Below are 15,855 nucleotides of genomic sequence, written 5' to 3'. Positions count from 1 at the left end.
AGGTCAGCGACTCAGAGCTTGAAAGGCACCACGTCCTGCCGCTGCTCGCCCAGACCATCGATCCCGAGCGTCATCACGTCGCCCTTCTTCAGGAACACGGCCGAGGGCTTCATGCCCATGCCGACGCCCGGTGGCGTGCCGGTGGTGATGATGTCGCCGGGCTCCAGCGTGTTGAGCTGGCTCACGTAGCTCACCAGCTTGGCGACATTGAAGATCATGGTCTTGGTGTTGCCGGTCTGCATGCGCTGGCCGTTCACGTCGAGCCACATGCCGAGCTTCTGCGGGTTGGGCACGTCATCGCGCGTGACGAGCCACGGGCCGATCGGGCCGAAGGTGTCGAAGCCCTTGCCCTTGTCCCAGGTCAGCCCGCGCTCGAGCTGCCATTCGCGCTCGCTCACGTCGTTGATGAGGACATAGCCGGCGACGAAATCGAGTGCCTCCTTTTGCGACACCCAGCGCGCGCGCTTGCCGATGACCACGCCCAGTTCGACTTCCCAGTCGCCCTTGACCGAGCCCTTGGGCAACATCACCGGATCGTTCGGACCCTGGATGCAGCTCACGGCCTTGGTGAACACCACGGGCTCCTTGGGAATCGGCATGCCGGATTCGGCCGCATGGTCGGCGTAGTTCAGGCCGATGGCGATGAACTTGCTGGTGTTCGCCACCGGGCAACCCAGGCGCGGCTTGCCACGGACCAGCGGCAGCTTGTCGGTCTTGATCTTGCGGATCTTGGCCAGCGTAGCGTCGCCGAGCTGGGCGCCGCCCAGGTCCGGCACCACGGCGCTGAGGTCGCGCAGTTGGCCGTTGTCGTCGATCAGGCCTGGCTTTTCCTTGCCCGGATTGCCGTAGCGCACGAGTTTCATGTCGATAGTCCTTTCAGAGAGGGATGGGAAGTGTAGTCAGCGCGCTCGCGCCGCGAATCAATAGGTGGCCCGGCCGCCTGACAGGTCGAAGGTCGCGCCGGTGGAGAACGCGCAGTCCTCGGTGCAGAGCCAGGCGACCATCGATGCGATTTCCTCCGGCGTGCCGAAGCGGCCCATCGGGATCTTCGAGAGCATGAAGGCGATGTGCTCCTTCGACATCTGGTCGAAGATCGCGGTCTTCACCGCCGCCGGCGTCACGCAGTTCACGCGCACGCCGGTACCCGACAGCTCCTTGCCGAGCGACTTGGTCAACGCGATCACGCCGGCCTTGCTGGCGCTGTAGGCGCTGGCGTTGGGATTGCCCTCCTTGCCGGCCACCGACGCGATGTTGACGATGCGCGACCAGGCCCGTTCGCGCAGGTGCGGCACCCATTCGCGGCAGCAGAGGAAGGTGCCGGTCAGGTTGACGTCGATGACCTGGCGCCAGGCATCGACGGGGTAGCTGTCCACGCTGGTGTTGGGCCCGGTGATGCCGGCGGAATTGACCAGCGCATCGACCACGCCGCCCGCATCGCGCAGCGCGAGCGTGGCCTGCACGGCCTTGGCCACGCCGGCCGCATCGGAGACGTCGACCGCGACGGCCTTGGCATTTGCGCCGAGCCGCTGCGCCGCCGCATCCGCTGCAGCCGGGTCGCGGTCCCACAGCGTGACGCTGCCGCCCGAATCGAGAAGGCGCTGCGCAATCGCAAAGCCGAGACCGGTCGCGCCGCCGGTGATGACCGCGTGGCGGCCGTCGAAATCGAGGCGGTTCATATCGTGATGCCGCCGTCGACCGAGAAGGCCTGGCCGGTCGCGAAGACGGCCTCGTCGCTCGCGAGGAACACCACCACCGGTGCGATCTCCTCCGCCTGCGCCAGGCGGCCCATCGGTTGCCGTGCAATGAAGGCCTTGCGTGCAGCCATCGGGTCTTCGTTGGCATTGATGCGCTCGCCCAGCGAGGGCGTGTCGACCGTGCCCGGGCACACCGCGTTGCAGCGGATGCCCTGCGCGACGTAGTCGGCGGCGACGCTCTTGGTCAGGCCCAGCACGGCCGCCTTGGTGGTGCCGTAGACGTTGCGGTTCGGCAGGCCCTTGATGCTGGAGCAGACGCTGGCCATGTTGATGATGCTGCCCGCGCCGGCGGCGAGCATGCGCGGCAGCACGGCCTGGATGGTCCAGAACTGGGCCCGCACATTGAGGTTGAAGGCGAACTCCAGGTCGGCGTCGGTGGCCTCGAGGATCGGGCCGTTGTGCACCACGCCGGCGCAGTTGAACAGCACGTCGATGGCAGGCATGCGCGCGACCAGCGCCTGGATGGCGCCCTTGTCGAGCACGTCCAGTACCGCGGTCTGCACGTTGGCCGTGCCCGCATAGGCGTCCAGCAGCTTCGGGTTGACGTCGGTCGCCCACACCTGCGCGCCTTCGGCCGCCATGGCCAACGCGGTGGCCCGGCCAATGCCCTGCCCGGCCGCCGTGATGAGGGCCGTCTTGCCTTTGAGTCGCATGCTGTCTCCTGGAGTGGAATGAGGTGGCGATGTGCCGAGAGGGTGCCGCCGAGGGTTTCGCCCGATGGCTGCGGCGCGCCGGGAATCGTATTCTGAATTGGCCTTACCACTTGTCCAATTCAGGACAACCCTTAACATCCCGCCTGAAAAGCCCCGCGACCTTACGCGCATCCCCGTGCCACTGCAATCCATCGAGCCGAAGCGGCTGTACCGCCAGATCGCCGACCAGCTGCGCGCGCTGATCGCGAAGGGCGAGTTCGCGACGGGTGCGCGGCTGCCGGCCGAGCGCGACCTGGCGCGCCAGCTGGGCGTGAGCCGGCCCTCGGTGCGCGAGGCCCTGATCGCGCTGGAAGTCGAAGGCTGGGTCGAGGTGCGCACGGGTTCGGGCGTGTACGTGCTCGACCGTTCGAAGCGCTCGTCTCCCGCCGTCGAGGTCACCGAGTGGGGGCCGCTCGAATTGATCCGTGCGCGCCGCGTAGTCGAAGGCGAGACGGCCGCGCTGGCAGCCCTGCACGGCAAGAAGCGCGACTTCGATGCCATTCGCCGCGCCGTCGACGCCATGCGGTCCCAGGCCGACCAGAGCGTGATGCCGCTGGAGGGCGACCGCGCTTTCCACGTCGCCATCGTCGAGGCCAGCGGCAACGCGGTGCTGGTCGAGACGGTGCAGGGATTCTGGGACTCGCGCTACGGCCCGCTGTTCACGCGGCTCGGCGGCTACTTCGAGAACGCCGTGTCGTGGCGCCATGCGATCGCCGAGCACGAGGCTATCGTGGCCGCCATCGTCGCGCGCAATCCCGATGCCGCGCGTGCCGCCATGCATGCGCACATGGACAAGTCCCACCAGCGCTACAGCGCCAGCTGGCGCCGCGCCAAGGCGGCATGAGCCGCCGATCCATCGTTTTCCCGTGACAGACCTTTCAACCACCCTGGAGAGAGACGCATGAACAAACGATTCGCCTTCAAGACCCTGGCCGTCTGCGCCATCGCATGGAGCGCGCTGGGCGCCATGGGCCTGGCCAGTGCGCAGACCGTCAAGCTGAAGTGGGCGCATGTGTACGAGACGTCCGAGCCCTTCCACAAGTACTCGCTCTGGGCCGCGGAGGAGATCAAGAAGCGCACCAACGGCAAGTACGAGATCCAGGTGTTCCCGGCCTCCAGCCTGGGCAAGGAAAGCGATATCAACCAGGGGCTGACGCTTGGCACGGTCGACATCATCCTGACCGGCGCGAGCTTTGCAGCCAACACCTACAAGCCGCTGGCCGTCACGTACTTCCCGTTCATCTTCCGCGACTCGGAACATTTGCTGAAGTACGCGCAGAGCGATGTGTTCAAGGAACTGGCCAAGGGCTACGACGAGAAGAGCGGCAACCACATCACGGCACTCAACTACTACGGCGCCCGCCATGTCACATCGAACGCGGCGCATCCGGTCACCAAACCGGAGGACATGAAGGGCCTGAAGATCCGCGTGCCCGATGCACCGGCCTATCTCGCCTTTCCGAAGTCGCTGGGCGCCAACCCGACACCGATCGCGTTTGCCGAGGTGTATCTCGCCCTGCAGAACGGCACGGTCGACGCCCAGGAGAACCCGCTGCCGACCATCGAGGCGAAGAAATTCTTCGAGGTGCAGAAGAACATCTCGCTGACCGGGCACATCGTCGACTCGCTGCTGACGGTGACTTCGGGCCAGGTGTGGGGCAAGCTCAGCGCGGATGAGAAGAAGATCTTCTCGGACGTGATGCAGGAGGCCGCCGAGAAGACGGGCCGCGAGATCATCGCGTCCGAAGCGCGGCTGACCGAGGAGTTCAAGAAGAAGGGCAACAACGTGATCACGGTCGACAAGAACGCGTTCCGCGAGGCCGTGCTGAAGGCGACCAAGCCGACGGACCAGGGCTATCGGCAGCAGGACTACGACAAGATCCTCGCGATCAAGTAGCTCGGCCCGGACGGACGTTCATGACCAACCAGAAAATCATCGATGACGAGGGCCACTTCCACGCCGAGGACGAGGTCGTCGACCTGTCCGACACCATCTTCGAAGGCTGGCTTGCGCTGGCGATCTTCTGGGCGCTGGGGCTCACGGTGTTCTACCAGTTCATCACGCGCTACGTGATGAACGACTCGGCGGCGTGGACAGAGGAGGTGGCGCGCTACATGCTCATCGGCGTGGTGTTCATCGGCGCGACCATCGGCGTCGCGAAGAACAACCAGATCCAGGTCGACTTCTTCTACCGGCACATGCCGGCGGCGATGGGCCGCTGGATGTCGCGCGCGGTGGACGTGGTGCGCATAGCCTTCTTCGTCGCGGCGGTGGTGATGACCATCCAGATGATGCTGAAGATCGGGGACCGCACGCGCATGACCATCGTCGATGCGCCGATGAACATCGTCTACGGCGTCTGCCTGTTCGGCTTCGCGGCAATGGCCTTCCGCTCGGTGCAGACGGCGCGCATCCACTGGCGACGCGGCTACAGCGTGCTGGAGCGGCCCGAGTCCACGCTGGCCGACCACTGAACCACCGACTCAAGACAACAAGAACAACATGCTCAAGATCTACTTCCTGCTGTTCATGTCGGGCGGCATCCCGGTCGCGATCGCGATGGCCAGTGCGTCGCTCGCGTACATCCTGCTGTCCGACAGTACGCTGCCGCCCTTCGTGGTCATCCATCGCATGGTGAGCGGCATCGACAGCTTTCCGCTGCTGGCCGTGCCCTTCTTCATCCTGGCCGGCAACCTGATGAACAACGCCGGCATCACCACGCGCATCTACAACTTCGCGCTGGCGCTGGTCGGGTGGATGAAGGGCGGGCTCGGGCACGTCAACGTGCTGGGTTCGGTGATCTTCGCGGGCATGAGCGGCACCGCCATCGCCGATGCGGCCGGCCTCGGCACGATCGAGATCAAGGCGATGCAGGAGCATGGCTACGAGACCGAGTTCGCCGTCGGCGTCACGGCCGCCTCGGCCACGCTCGGCCCGATCATCCCGCCGAGCCTGCCCTTCGTGATCTACGGGATGATGGCCAATGTGTCGGTCGGGGCGCTGTTCCTCGCGGGCATCCTGCCCGGCGCGATGATGGCCATCCTGATGATGATGACGGTGGCTTACTTCGCGCACAAGAACAAGTGGGGCGCCGACGTCAAGTTCTCGGGCACGCGGCTGTTCAAGGCGCTCAGCGAACTGGCGGTGGTGATCGGCTGGCCGCTGATCATCTGGGTGCTGGTCGACAGGTTCGGCGCGCCGGCGCAGCTCACCGTCTTTGGCGCGCTGGCCTCGCTGTTCGTGCTGGACAAGATCTTCGACTTCGAGGCGCTGCTGCCGATCATGACGCCGGTGCTGCTGATCGGCGGCATGACCACGGGCCTCTTCACGCCGACGGAGGGCGCCATCGCCGCCTGCGTGTGGGCCATGATCCTGGGCTTCGCCTGGTACCGCACGCTGTCGTGGAAGATGTTCGTCAAGGTCTGCCTCGACACCGTGGAAACCACCTCGACCGTGCTGTTCATCGTCGCGGCCGCTTCGATCTTCGGATGGATGCTGACCGCCACCGGCGTCACCGCCGACATCGCGGCCTGGGTGCTCGGCTTCACCAAGCAGGCCTGGGTGTTCCTGCTGCTGGCCAACCTGCTGATGCTCTTCGTCGGCTGCTTCCTGGAGCCGACCGCGGCCATCACGATCCTGGTGCCGATCCTGCTGCCGATCGCCACGCACCTGGGCATCGACCCGATCCACTTCGGCCTGGTGATGGTGCTGAACCTGATGATCGGCCTGTTGCACCCGCCCATGGGCATGGTGCTGTTCGTGCTGGCGCGCGTCGCCGGCCTGAGCTTCGAGCGCACGACCATGGCGATCCTGCCGTGGCTGGTGCCCTTGCTGATCGCCCTGGTGGTGATCACCTACGTACCGTCATTGGTACTGTGGCTGCCGAAAATGTTTTTCTGATGCCCGCCCCGGGCAAGAAGAGAGGTACACGATGAATCCATTTATCCGACTCCATCCCGCCGACGACGTGGTGATCGCACGCGCGCAACTGGTGGGCGGCACCACCGTCGAAGGCGTGGCCGTGCGCGGCCTGATCCCCGCCGGCCACAAGGTGGCGATGCGCGACATCGCACCCGGCGAGCCGGTGCGCCGCTACAACCAGATCATCGGCTTCGCCAGCCGGCCGATCACGGCCGGCGAGCATGTGCACACGCAGAACCTCGACATGGGGCCGGACAAGGGCCACTTCGCGCGTGACTACGCTTTCGGCGCCGACGTGAAGCCGGTGCAGCCCTTGCGTGAGGCCACCTTCCTGGGCATCAAGCGCGCCGACGGCCGCGTGGCGACGCGCAACTACATCGGCGTGCTGACCAGCGTGAACTGCTCGGCCACGGCGGCGCGCGCCATCTCCGACCACTTCTCGCGCAAGACCAACCCGGCGGCGCTAGCCGCCTATCCCAATGTCGACGGCATCGTCGCGCTCACGCACGGCACGGGCTGCGGCATGGACACGCAGGGCTTCGGGATGCAGATCCTGGAGCGCACGCTCACCGGCTATGCCACGCATCCGAACTTCGCGGGCGTGCTTGTGGTGGGGCTCGGTTGCGAGGCCAACCAGATCAATGCCTGGCTGGCGACCGGGTCGCTCTCGGAGGGCGAGAACTTCCGCACCTTCAATATCCAGGACACCGGCGGCACGCGCAAGACGGTCGAGAAAGGCATCGCCCTCATCAACGAGATGCTGCCGCGCGCCAACGCGTTGAAGCGCGAGCCCTGCAGCGCGGCGCACATCACGATCGGGCTGCAATGCGGCGGCTCGGATGGCTACTCCGGCATCAGCGCCAACCCAGCGCTTGGGCATGCGGTCGACTTGCTCGTGGCGCATGGCGGCACCGCCATCCTCAGCGAGACACCCGAGGTGTACGGCGCCGAGCATTTGCTGACGCGACGCGCCGTGAAGCGCGAAGTGGGCCAGAAGCTGGTCGACCGCATCGCCTGGTGGGAGCACTACACCGAAATCAATGAAGGCGAGATGAACAACAACCCCTCGCCGGGCAACAAGGCGGGCGGGCTCACCACCATTCTCGAGAAATCGCTCGGCGCGGTCGCCAAGGGCGGCACCAGCAACCTCGAGGCCGTGTATGAATACGCCGAGCCGGTGACCGCACATGGTTTCGTCTACATGGACACGCCCGGCTACGACCCGGTCAGCGCCACGGGCCAGGTCGCAGGCGGCGCGAACATGATCTGCTTCACCACTGGCCGAGGCTCGGCCTACGGCTGCGCGCCCTCGCCTTCGCTCAAGCTCGCGACCAACTCCACGCTGTGGAAGCGGCAGGAGGAAGACATGGACATCAACTGCGGCGAGATCGTCGACGGCACGTCGTCGATCCAGGAGATGGGCGAGCGCATTTTCCGGCTGGTGCTGGCTACCGCATCGGGCGAACACAGCAAGAGCGAGAAACACGGCTACGGGCAGAACGAGTTCGTGCCCTGGCAAGTCGGCGCGGTGATGTAGCGCAACCTCACACGAAGAAGGAGACATTGAATGGCCACCACAGCTTTCGGCATCCTCGACGGCACCGGCTTCGAGCGCCTGGATCCGCGCTTCAACACCTGCATCCCCGGCCCCGAGCGCCTCGTGCGCCTGTGGACCGGCGCGCGCTGGTGCGAGGGCCCGGCCTGGTTCGCCGCGCACCGCACGCTGGTGTGGTCGGACATTCCCAACAACCGCATGATGCGGTATGACGAGTTGAACAACACCGTCGGCCTGTGGCGCCAGCCTTCCAACAACACCAACGGCAACACGGTCGACAAGCAGGGCCGACTCATCAGTTGCGAGCACCTGGGCCGACGCGTCGTGCGCAACGAGCCTGACGGCACGCAGACCGTGCTGGCCTCGCACTACCAGGGCAAGCGGCTGAATTCACCGAACGACGTGGTCGTGCATTCCGATGGCGGCGTCTGGTTCACCGACCCGAGCTACGGCATCCTGTCGGATTACGAAGGCCTTGCCGCCGAGCAGGAAGTCGCGGGCTGCTACGTCTACCGCGTCGACCCGGCCACAGGCGCAGTCGAGAAGGTGGCCGACGACTTCGTCAAGCCCAACGGCCTCGCCTTCTCACCCGACGAATCCCAGCTCTACATCGCCGACACCGGCGCCAGCCATGACGACGCGGCGCCCAGGCACATCCGCCGCTTCCAGGTCAACGCGGACGGCAAGAGCCTCGGCGCCAGCACCCTGTTCGCCGACTGCACCAACGGCCTGTTCGACGGCTTCCGCATCGACACCAGGGGCCGCCTGTGGACCAGCGCGGCCGACGGCGTGCATGCCTACGACCCCGACGGCACGCTGATCGGCAAGATCCTCGTGCCCGAGGTCGTGTCGAACGTCTGCTTCGGCGGCGTCAGTCGCAACCGCCTTTTCATCACCGCGACCACGTCGCTGTATTCCATCTATCTGAACGCCAGAGGACTCTGAATTCCCATGCCCCAAACCCTTGCAGCCGCCGTCCTGCGCACCCACTGCGCCAACATCCTGAAGGCGGCCGGCAGCACGCCCGCGGAAGCGCAACAGGTCGCGGACAACCTCGTGCTCGCCAACCTCAGCGGCCATGACTCGCATGGCGTGGGCATGCTGCCGCGCTATGTCGACGCGATCGCCGAAGGTGGCCTCACGCCGAATGCGGACGTCAAGGTCAACATCGACATCGGCACCATGATGTCGCTCGACGGCCAACACGGCTTCGGCCAGGTCGTCGGCGTGCAGGCGATGGAACTGGGCATTGCGCGAGCGAAGCAGCATGGCAGCTGCATCTTCACGCTGGCCAGCGCGCACCATCTCGGTCGCATCGGTCACTTCGCGGAGATGGCGACGGCGCAGGGGCTGGTGTCGATGCATTTCGTCAACGTGCTGTCGCGGCCGGTCGTGGCGCCCTGGGGTGGTGGCGATGGGCGCTTCGGCACCAACCCGTGCTGCATCGGCATTCCGCTCGCGGGCGCCGAGCCCTTCCTGCTCGACTTCGCCACCAGTCGCGTCGCGCAAGGCAAGATGCGCGTGGCCCACAACAAGGGCGTGCGCGTGCCCGATGGCTATCTCATCGACGAGAACGGCGCGCCGACCAACGAGCCCGGCGTGGTGGTCGTGCCGCAGGGCAATGGCCTGTTCGGGGCGCTGATGACCTTCGGCGAGCACAAGGGCTACGGCATGGCGATGGCCTGCGAACTGCTCGGCGGCGCGCTCACGGGCGGCGGCACCTGGCACCGTCCGGCCGACACGGCGCGCACCGTGCTCAACGGGATGCTGACGGTGTTGATCGACCCTTCGAAACTGGGCACGCAGGCGACCTTCGAGCAGGAGGCGACGGCCTTCGTCGACTGGCTGCGCCAAAGCCCACCCGGCGCCGGCTACGAACATGTGCAGATCGCCGGCGAACCCGAGCGGGCGGCCCGCGTGGCGCGCGAGGTCGAAGGCATCTGGCTCGACGACGCGACCTGGAGCGAGATCGTGGCGTCTGGCGCGAAGGTCGGCGTAGCAGTCGCCTGAATTTCACTCCCTCTCCCTCCGGGAGAGGGTTGGGGTGAGGGCCAGCGGCGATTGGAACGGCACATGCATAGGCAAAGGCCCGGAGCCCTCACCCTGCCCTCTCCCGGAGGGAGAGGGGAAGAGACACAGTTACAGCGGAGCGCGCGAGGTGATCACCTGCCCGACACCCGCAGCCGCACGCGCCCGGACGGCGTCGAAGGTGGTCTGGCGCAGGATCTCGCCGTTCTCGAACACGGTTTCAAGAAGCTCAGGCTGGCCTTCGGCCACTTCGTCGATCCGTCGCGTCTGCTCGTTCCCCCGCGTGTCCTGCACCAGCGTGAGCCGTCCCTTCTTCGAAGCCTTCCCCAGGTCCCCGACGGGCGACTTCCACACATCCCGCCATTCACCATCCACCTGCATCGCCGAGCACTTCATCGCCCACTGCATCGTGTCGCGATTGACTTGCTGCAACAGTCCCCCACCCATGCCGAAGGCGATGTTCTCGGCCGAGAAGCCGTTGTGGTACAGGTTCGACAGGCACAGGCGCAGCGAGTCCAGGTTGATGCCGTCGCCCTGGATGATCCGCACGTTGTTCAGCACGCGGAATCCCTTGCTGTTGGTCGCGGTGCCGAAACGCGCCGCCAGGATGTCGGCCACCTTCAGCACCGTCTCCGCCGGGTCGCCGCTGTCCGGCCGTACCACCAGCGTCGCGCCGGACTGCACCACCAGTTCCTTCAACTCCGTGCCCCAGATACGATCGCACGCGTTGAAGATGTCGTAGCTGTCGCTGACCACGGCGAACAGCGCGCCGGGCTTGCCGAACTGCGTGACCATGTTGCGGTACGCGTCCGATTCGCGGTCGCGGCCCCAGCCCGTGATGGTGCTGTGCTCCGCCGCGGGAATGGAAAAGCCGGCCATGTCGCAGTCGTAGTAGCGGCGCCCCGCGACCAGGGCGATGACGGTGTCGGTGCCCATGAAGTTCACCAGATGCGCCAGGCCGCCCAGGGCCGCCGATTCCAGGCTCGACACGCCGCGTGCGCCGAAGTCATGCAGCTTGAACGGAATCTGCCCGTGCGGATCGTCGCAGGTCGCCTCGAGATAGCGCAGCAGCGTGGCCTTGGCCGCGGCCGACAGCGTCGCCACGGTGGTCGGATACCAGATGGCGCGCAGCAATTCGGTTTCGAGATAGCTCGTGAGCCAGAAGAACTCCGGGTCGGTGTTCTCGATGGTGGCGAGCACGTTGTGGACGGGCACCACGCTGCCCTCGGGGACGGCGCGGATGCGCACCGGCATGCGGCCGCCATGCTTCTCGACGAGGCGCAGCCAGCCCGCGCGATTGAAGGGCTCGCCGTGCGCGGCCATGATCGCAGTGGCCTCGTCGACATCGTCGACCGTCACGGGCGTCGACAGGTATTCGCGCAGGTAGGCCTGCAAGCCGAAGAACAGGGAATGGCTGAAGGCGCCGCCGCGCGACTCGATGTAGCTGAACACCGTCTGCGTACCGGGCGGGTACTGCATCCAGTGCGAAGCCTTGTAGGAGTCGGTGCGCAGCAAGAGATTGCTGCCGAGCGACGAAGGGGAGAAGTTGCTGCGAGACATGTGAAAGCTCCTTTCACTGTGGCGCCCGTCAACCAGGCGCCGTTTCTTCGAAATGGCCGGGGCTTCAGTTCTTGCCCAGGCCGCCCAGGAAATGGTTTGCGATGAAAAAATGGTCTTCGTACATGCGCTCCTGCATGTCGAGGAAATCCGCGATCGGCACCCAGCGCACGGCGGCCGCGTCGTCGTCGGCACGCACATCCGAAAGCCCCGCCCACTGGTTGTGCGACAGCTCGAAGAAAAAGCCGTGCGTGATGGTGCGTCCGCGCTGCGAGCGGTCCGGCGCATCGAACACGTGACTGGCCTTCATGCTGCCGTTGAGCACTGGAACCGGCACCTTGAGCCGCGTCTCTTCTCGCAACTCGCGCACCGCAGCATCCTGCAAGCGCTCGTGTTGGCCGACGAAGCCGCCCGGCAAGGCCCACGTCCCCTTGCCGGGGTGGAACTTGCGCTGCACCAGCAGGATGTGCCCGGCCTCGACCACCACCGCATCGACCGTCGTGTAGATCGGAGGGAATTCGCTGCCCGCATAGCGATACTTGTCGCGGTAGTCGATGAGGAAAGCGCGCTCCTCGCACAGTGCCGCGTAGTCCTCGGTCCGCGTGAACCGCTCCAGGAACGCCGCGGTGCCGTCGGGCAGGTCGGCCGGCGAGAGCTGCCCGCGCATCTCCGGGTCGAAGTAGAGCTTGCGCACGTCGGTCGCGTGGATGCTCTCGACCGCATGCAGGCCGACGAACTCCCAGGACGGGAACAGCTTCAGGTAGTAGCTCGACGCATCCTTGAGATGGCCGACCAATGCAACCCTGGCTTTCGCGGGCTTGTGGCCGTCCTGCACGATAAGCCGGTCGACGGCGGACTGGATCGATGCGATCCAGATCTGGTCGTTGTAGGGCGAATCGCCCACGCCGACGACGCTCACGCGCATCTGGTCCGCGCTGCGCAGGCAGGCGCGCACCATGCGCTCACGCTCATCGAAGGTGAAGGGGTTTTTCGCACTGCGCGGCGTGCGGTCGGAACCCACCACCACGATGACGCGATCGGCCGCGCGCGCAGCTTCCTCGATGAGGCGTTGGTGACCGAAATGGACGGGCTGGAAACGGCCGATGACGACCGCGTACGGGTACTTGCGTGTGCTCACTTGGGAATCCCCCAAAAAGGGCGCGATCAACTCGCGCTTGCAGCCACGATAGCACCGGTGTCCGGATCGTTCAACGCGCTGGCGGGAATTTCGCGCGACGCGTGTGAAAAACGCATCGCCGCCCAAAACGCGCCAACACCCCCCGGGGCAGTGAAGAGACGAACTGCAGGGCGTGCGGGCTCAAGGCTGCCGCCGCGTGGCGCAGGCGGACTTTCCCAGTCTCAGAGCATCAGGCCGACGCTGGCTTCCAGGTGTTCGGAGGGCATGCGCCGGAAGCCCGAGCGCGTGTAGCGCTGCAGGCGCCCCACCACGAAGGCCGTCAGCGCCGCCGCACGCACTTGCGCATCGACGGTGGGCGTGGCCGAGCCTTCGGCCGCGGCCGCGCCCCGCAAGGCCTGGCGCAAGGTGGATTCGATCTTGTCGAAGAACTGGTTCATGCGGCTTTGCAGGCGCTCGTTCTCGTAGACGAGCGCGTCGCCGACCATCACGCGGGTCATGCCGGGATTCTTTTCAGCGAACTGGACCAGCAGCGTAATGATGCGGGCCGCCTGCTCGTGCCCTGTCCCGTCTCGCTCGGTGACCTGGTTGACCAGGGTGAACACGCTTTGCTCGATGAACTCGATGAGTCCTTCGAACATCTGGGCCTTGCTGGCAAAGTGCCGATACAGGGCAGCCTCGCTCACATCGAGCTTGGCGGCCAGCGAAGCCGTTGTGACCCGGTCCGCGCCGGGCTGTTCCAGCATGGTGGCCAGCGCCTGCAGGATCTGCACGCGACGTTCGCCCGGTTTGGGACGCTTGCGCGGACCGGCCGAATGGACTTCAGCCGGAACGGTGTCGCCGGGATCGCCTGACTCTTCGTGCTGCATGTGTGCCGAGCAAAGATGTAATGAAATGATTCTCGCACACGGTAGTTAGTACGCGCCTACTGGAAACGTACCGCCGCGTGCGCAATCTGCAACATTTGCACACAACCGAGAACCGATTTCGGGTTTATCCGGAGCCGTTGCGCGACGGCGGCTCGCGCGCTGGACCCGAAAGGTGCTTCAGCGCGCCCGAATCATCGTGCCGTAGGCCTGGTCCGTGAGGATTTCCAGCAGCATGGCGTGCGGCACCCGGCCATCGATGATGTGGACCGCGTTGACCCCGCTCTTGGCCGCATCGAGCGCGCCCTCGATCTTGGGCAGCATCCCGCCCGAGATCGTGCCGTCGGCAAACAACTCGTCGATCTCGCGGGCGCTCAGGTTGGTCAGCAGCTTGCCTTCCTTGTCGAGCACGCCCGGCGTGTTGGTCAGCATCATCAGCTTTTCTGCCTTGAGCACCGTGGCCAGCTTGCCGGCGACCACGTCGGCGTTGATGTTGTAGCTCTCGTTGTCCGCGCCGAAGCCCAGCGGGCTGACCACCGGGATGAAGGCGTCGTCCTGCAGCGCCTTCACCACGCTCGGGTCGATGGCGACGATCTCACCCACCTGGCCCACGTCGTGATGCAGGTCGGGGTCGTTGCGGTCGGGCATCCGGAGTTTCTGCGCCCGGATCAGCCCGCCGTCACGCCCGGTCAGGCCGACCGCCTTGCCGCCGGCCTGGTTGATGAGGCCCACGATGTCCTGCTGCACTTCGCCGGCCAGCACCCATTCGACCACCTCCATGGTTTCGGAATCGGTGACGCGCATGCCCTGGATGAAGTGCCCCTTCTTGCCGAGCTTGTTGAGCGCCGCCTCGATCTGCGGACCTCCGCCGTGCACCACCACCGGGTTCATCCCGACCAGCTTGAGCAGCACCACGTCCTCGGCGAAGTCGGCCTGGAGTTCCGGATCGGTCATGGCATTGCCACCGTACTTGATGACGATGGTCTTGCCGTGGAACTTGCGGATATAGGGCAGCGCCTGGGCCAGGATCTCGGCCTTGTCGCGCGGGGGGATGTTCTGGACGTGATCGGTCATGGAGGTTCGCTGAAAAACGGAGTGCGCGGATTTTGCAGCCATTTCGTGAAACGCCGCGGAACCGGCTTTGCCGAGCCGCTGGCGTTGCCCCCGGTGGGGAGGGCGGCCTACACGAAGTGAGGCCAACCTGGGGAGGAGCGACAGCCTTTACGGCCGCAGCCAGCGCGGCACCTTGAAGCGCACGATCATCAGGTAGGCTGAAACGTAGGTCGCGACGAACAGCAGGCAGAACAGCATCAACGCGACCGTGTTGTTACGGAACAGCACCGCCGGCACCACCGACAGCGCGGCGAACATCCACAGGTACGGCGACGTGCGGTTGTTGCGCGCCAGCAGCTGGCGGGCCTCGTCGTCGGCAAAGGCCACGCGCACGATCCGGCGGAAGATCAATTGGTGGAAGTGCAGCGCGTCCGCCGTGCCGGGCGACTGGCCGCGCGCCAGCTTGCGGTAGATCGAGAAAAGCGTCTCCCACACCGGATAGATCAGCAGCAGCATCGGGAACCAGGGCGAGACGGTGGGGTTGCGCTTCACCAGCGAGACGCAGGCCACCGCGATCACGATGCCCCAGACGTAGGCGCCGCCATCGCCCGCGAAGATCTTGCCGCGCGGGTAGTTCCACATCAGGAAGCCCAGGGTGGCGCCGACCATGCAGATGACCATGGCGGCGAGCTGCCGGTCCCCGACCTGCAGCGACACATGCGAGATGGCCAGGCACACCAGCACCGCCACCGTGCCCGCCAGGCCGTTGTAGCCGTCGATGATGTTGAACGCATGCGGCAAGCCGCCGATGGCCAGCGCCGCCAGCAGCATGCCGGCGTAGGGCACGGCCCGCATCCAGCCGTCGAGCGTGGAGAAGCCGGTGCGGTAGACCCCCAGGTCGAGCAGCCAGCACAGCAGCAGCGCCGACCCGATCGTGAGGGCCAGCCGGACGCGGACCGGCACCTTCTGCGTCACATCCTCCGCGATGCCGCCGATCACCGCTGGCGCGATGCACAGCAACATCAGGCCGGAGCCCGTCACCGGCCAGTACACGTTGAACGGATCTCCTGGCCATCCGGCCGCGAGCCATGCGAAGCCGGTGCCGATGAAAATGCCGGCCCCGCCCAGACGCGGCACATGCCCCTTGTGAAAGCGCTGCGGCATGTCGTGCCCATAGCGCCGCGCATGGCGACGCCCGCGGCGCATGAAGGCGAGCACGGCAATCGCCGAGACGAAGAAGCTGATGACGATCAGGGCAATCATTGGGGGTGGATCGGGAACCTAGAATTCCCA

15 protein-coding genes are annotated in these 15,855 nt (G+C 65.9%); 7 read left to right on the top strand and 8 right to left on the bottom strand.

Annotated elements, in window-relative coordinates:
• Nucleotides 1-11: 11 nt before the first annotated feature.
• The 3 genes from HCU76_RS17435 to HCU76_RS17425 are packed head-to-tail and all read right to left on the bottom strand — an operon-like array spanning nt 12 to nt 2,407.
• Complete coding sequence (locus tag HCU76_RS17435; protein ID WP_218510156.1) at nt 12-863, bottom strand: fumarylacetoacetate hydrolase family protein; 852 nt, start codon at nt 861-863, stop codon at nt 12-14.
• 57 nt (nt 864-920) lie between these two features.
• Nucleotides 921-1,676: an SDR family NAD(P)-dependent oxidoreductase gene (locus tag HCU76_RS17430; protein WP_218510155.1), complete on the bottom strand. Its 756-nt coding sequence runs from the start codon at nt 1,674-1,676 to the stop codon at nt 921-923.
• Nucleotides 1,673-2,407: an SDR family oxidoreductase gene (locus HCU76_RS17425; RefSeq protein WP_218510154.1), complete on the bottom strand. Its 735-nt coding sequence runs from the start codon at nt 2,405-2,407 to the stop codon at nt 1,673-1,675. The genes HCU76_RS17430 and HCU76_RS17425 overlap by 4 nt, the downstream gene beginning before the upstream one ends.
• Nucleotides 2,408-2,582: 175 nt before the next feature.
• On the opposite strand from HCU76_RS17425, the gene HCU76_RS17420 reads away from it, so the two are divergent.
• The 7 genes from HCU76_RS17420 to HCU76_RS17390 are packed head-to-tail and all read left to right on the top strand — an operon-like array spanning nt 2,583 to nt 9,933.
• Nucleotides 2,583-3,290 (top strand): FadR/GntR family transcriptional regulator, encoded by a 708-nt coding sequence (locus HCU76_RS17420; RefSeq protein WP_371319846.1) that lies wholly within the window; start codon nt 2,583-2,585, stop codon nt 3,288-3,290.
• Nucleotides 3,291-3,347: 57 nt separating this feature from the next.
• Entirely contained in the window at nt 3,348-4,343 is a 996-nt protein-coding gene (locus tag HCU76_RS17415; RefSeq protein WP_218510152.1) for a sialic acid TRAP transporter substrate-binding protein SiaP, read from the top strand.
• Nucleotides 4,344-4,363: 20 nt separating this feature from the next.
• Nucleotides 4,364-4,921 carry a TRAP transporter small permease gene (locus tag HCU76_RS17410; protein ID WP_213952867.1) on the top strand — a complete coding sequence of 186 codons (558 nt, stop codon included), beginning with the start codon at nt 4,364-4,366 and terminating at the stop codon, nt 4,919-4,921.
• 28 nt (nt 4,922-4,949) lie between these two features.
• Nucleotides 4,950-6,347: a TRAP transporter large permease gene (locus HCU76_RS17405; RefSeq protein WP_218510151.1), complete on the top strand. Its 1,398-nt coding sequence runs from the start codon at nt 4,950-4,952 to the stop codon at nt 6,345-6,347.
• 31 nt (nt 6,348-6,378) lie between these two features.
• A complete protein-coding gene (locus HCU76_RS17400) occupies nt 6,379-7,905 on the top strand; it encodes a UxaA family hydrolase (protein WP_218510150.1) in 1,527 nt (508 codons plus the stop codon).
• 30 nt (nt 7,906-7,935) lie between these two features.
• Nucleotides 7,936-8,868 carry an SMP-30/gluconolactonase/LRE family protein gene (locus HCU76_RS17395; RefSeq protein WP_218510149.1) on the top strand — a complete coding sequence of 311 codons (933 nt, stop codon included), beginning with the start codon at nt 7,936-7,938 and terminating at the stop codon, nt 8,866-8,868.
• A 6-nt stretch (nt 8,869-8,874) separates the two neighbouring features.
• On the top strand, nt 8,875-9,933 hold the full coding sequence (locus tag HCU76_RS17390) for a malate/lactate/ureidoglycolate dehydrogenase (RefSeq protein ID WP_218510148.1): 1,059 nt from the start codon (nt 8,875-8,877) through the stop codon (nt 9,931-9,933).
• 129 nt (nt 9,934-10,062) lie between these two features.
• Here HCU76_RS17390 and HCU76_RS17385 read toward each other — a convergent pair whose 3' ends face one another.
• From HCU76_RS17385 to HCU76_RS17365, 5 genes are all read right to left on the bottom strand, one after another.
• Nucleotides 10,063-11,511, bottom strand: coding sequence for a nicotinate phosphoribosyltransferase (locus HCU76_RS17385; RefSeq protein WP_218510147.1), 1,449 nt, complete (start codon nt 11,509-11,511; stop codon nt 10,063-10,065).
• A 64-nt stretch (nt 11,512-11,575) separates the two neighbouring features.
• Nucleotides 11,576-12,646, bottom strand: a complete 1,071-nt coding sequence (locus tag HCU76_RS17380) for a bifunctional nicotinamide-nucleotide adenylyltransferase/Nudix hydroxylase (RefSeq protein ID WP_218510146.1) — start codon at nt 12,644-12,646, stop codon at nt 11,576-11,578.
• A gap of 221 nt (nt 12,647-12,867) precedes the next feature.
• Nucleotides 12,868-13,512, bottom strand: a complete 645-nt coding sequence (gene slmA, locus HCU76_RS17375; RefSeq protein WP_213952860.1) for a nucleoid occlusion factor SlmA — start codon at nt 13,510-13,512, stop codon at nt 12,868-12,870.
• Between the two features lie 177 nt (nt 13,513-13,689).
• Nucleotides 13,690-14,583: an acetylglutamate kinase gene (argB, locus tag HCU76_RS17370; protein ID WP_213952859.1), complete on the bottom strand. Its 894-nt coding sequence runs from the start codon at nt 14,581-14,583 to the stop codon at nt 13,690-13,692.
• A gap of 147 nt (nt 14,584-14,730) precedes the next feature.
• Nucleotides 14,731-15,825 (bottom strand): glycosyltransferase family 4 protein, encoded by a 1,095-nt coding sequence (locus HCU76_RS17365; protein ID WP_213952858.1) that lies wholly within the window; start codon nt 15,823-15,825, stop codon nt 14,731-14,733.
• Nucleotides 15,826-15,855: the final 30 nt, after the last annotated feature.

Source organism: Variovorax sp. dw_308 (assembly GCF_019207085.1).
Classification (GTDB): Bacteria; Pseudomonadota; Gammaproteobacteria; order Burkholderiales; family Burkholderiaceae_C; genus Variovorax.
Note: the sequence above shows the minus strand (reverse complement) of the source record. Positions and strands in the feature narration are given on the sequence as shown.

Bases quoted from the DNA above. Each gene is read 5' to 3' on its own strand.
- HCU76_RS17435 (WP_218510156.1), bottom strand. From the start codon at position 863: ATGAAACTCGTGCGCTACGGCAATCCGGGCAAGGAAAAGCCAGGCCTG.
- HCU76_RS17430 (WP_218510155.1), bottom strand. From the start codon at position 1,676: ATGAACCGCCTCGATTTCGACGGCCGCCACGCGGTCATCACCGGCGGC.
- HCU76_RS17425 (WP_218510154.1), bottom strand. From the start codon at position 2,407: ATGCGACTCAAAGGCAAGACGGCCCTCATCACGGCGGCCGGGCAGGGC.
- HCU76_RS17415 (WP_218510152.1), top strand. From the start codon at position 3,348: ATGAACAAACGATTCGCCTTCAAGACCCTGGCCGTCTGCGCCATCGCA.
- HCU76_RS17410 (WP_213952867.1), top strand. From the start codon at position 4,364: ATGACCAACCAGAAAATCATCGATGACGAGGGCCACTTCCACGCCGAG.
- HCU76_RS17405 (WP_218510151.1), top strand. From the start codon at position 4,950: ATGCTCAAGATCTACTTCCTGCTGTTCATGTCGGGCGGCATCCCGGTC.
- HCU76_RS17400 (WP_218510150.1), top strand. From the start codon at position 6,379: ATGAATCCATTTATCCGACTCCATCCCGCCGACGACGTGGTGATCGCA.
- HCU76_RS17395 (WP_218510149.1), top strand. From the start codon at position 7,936: ATGGCCACCACAGCTTTCGGCATCCTCGACGGCACCGGCTTCGAGCGC.
- HCU76_RS17390 (WP_218510148.1), top strand. From the start codon at position 8,875: ATGCCCCAAACCCTTGCAGCCGCCGTCCTGCGCACCCACTGCGCCAAC.
- HCU76_RS17385 (WP_218510147.1), bottom strand. From the start codon at position 11,511: ATGTCTCGCAGCAACTTCTCCCCTTCGTCGCTCGGCAGCAATCTCTTG.
- slmA (WP_213952860.1), bottom strand. From the start codon at position 13,512: ATGCAGCACGAAGAGTCAGGCGATCCCGGCGACACCGTTCCGGCTGAA.
- argB (WP_213952859.1), bottom strand. From the start codon at position 14,583: ATGACCGATCACGTCCAGAACATCCCCCCGCGCGACAAGGCCGAGATC.
- HCU76_RS17365 (WP_213952858.1), bottom strand. From the start codon at position 15,825: ATGATTGCCCTGATCGTCATCAGCTTCTTCGTCTCGGCGATTGCCGTG.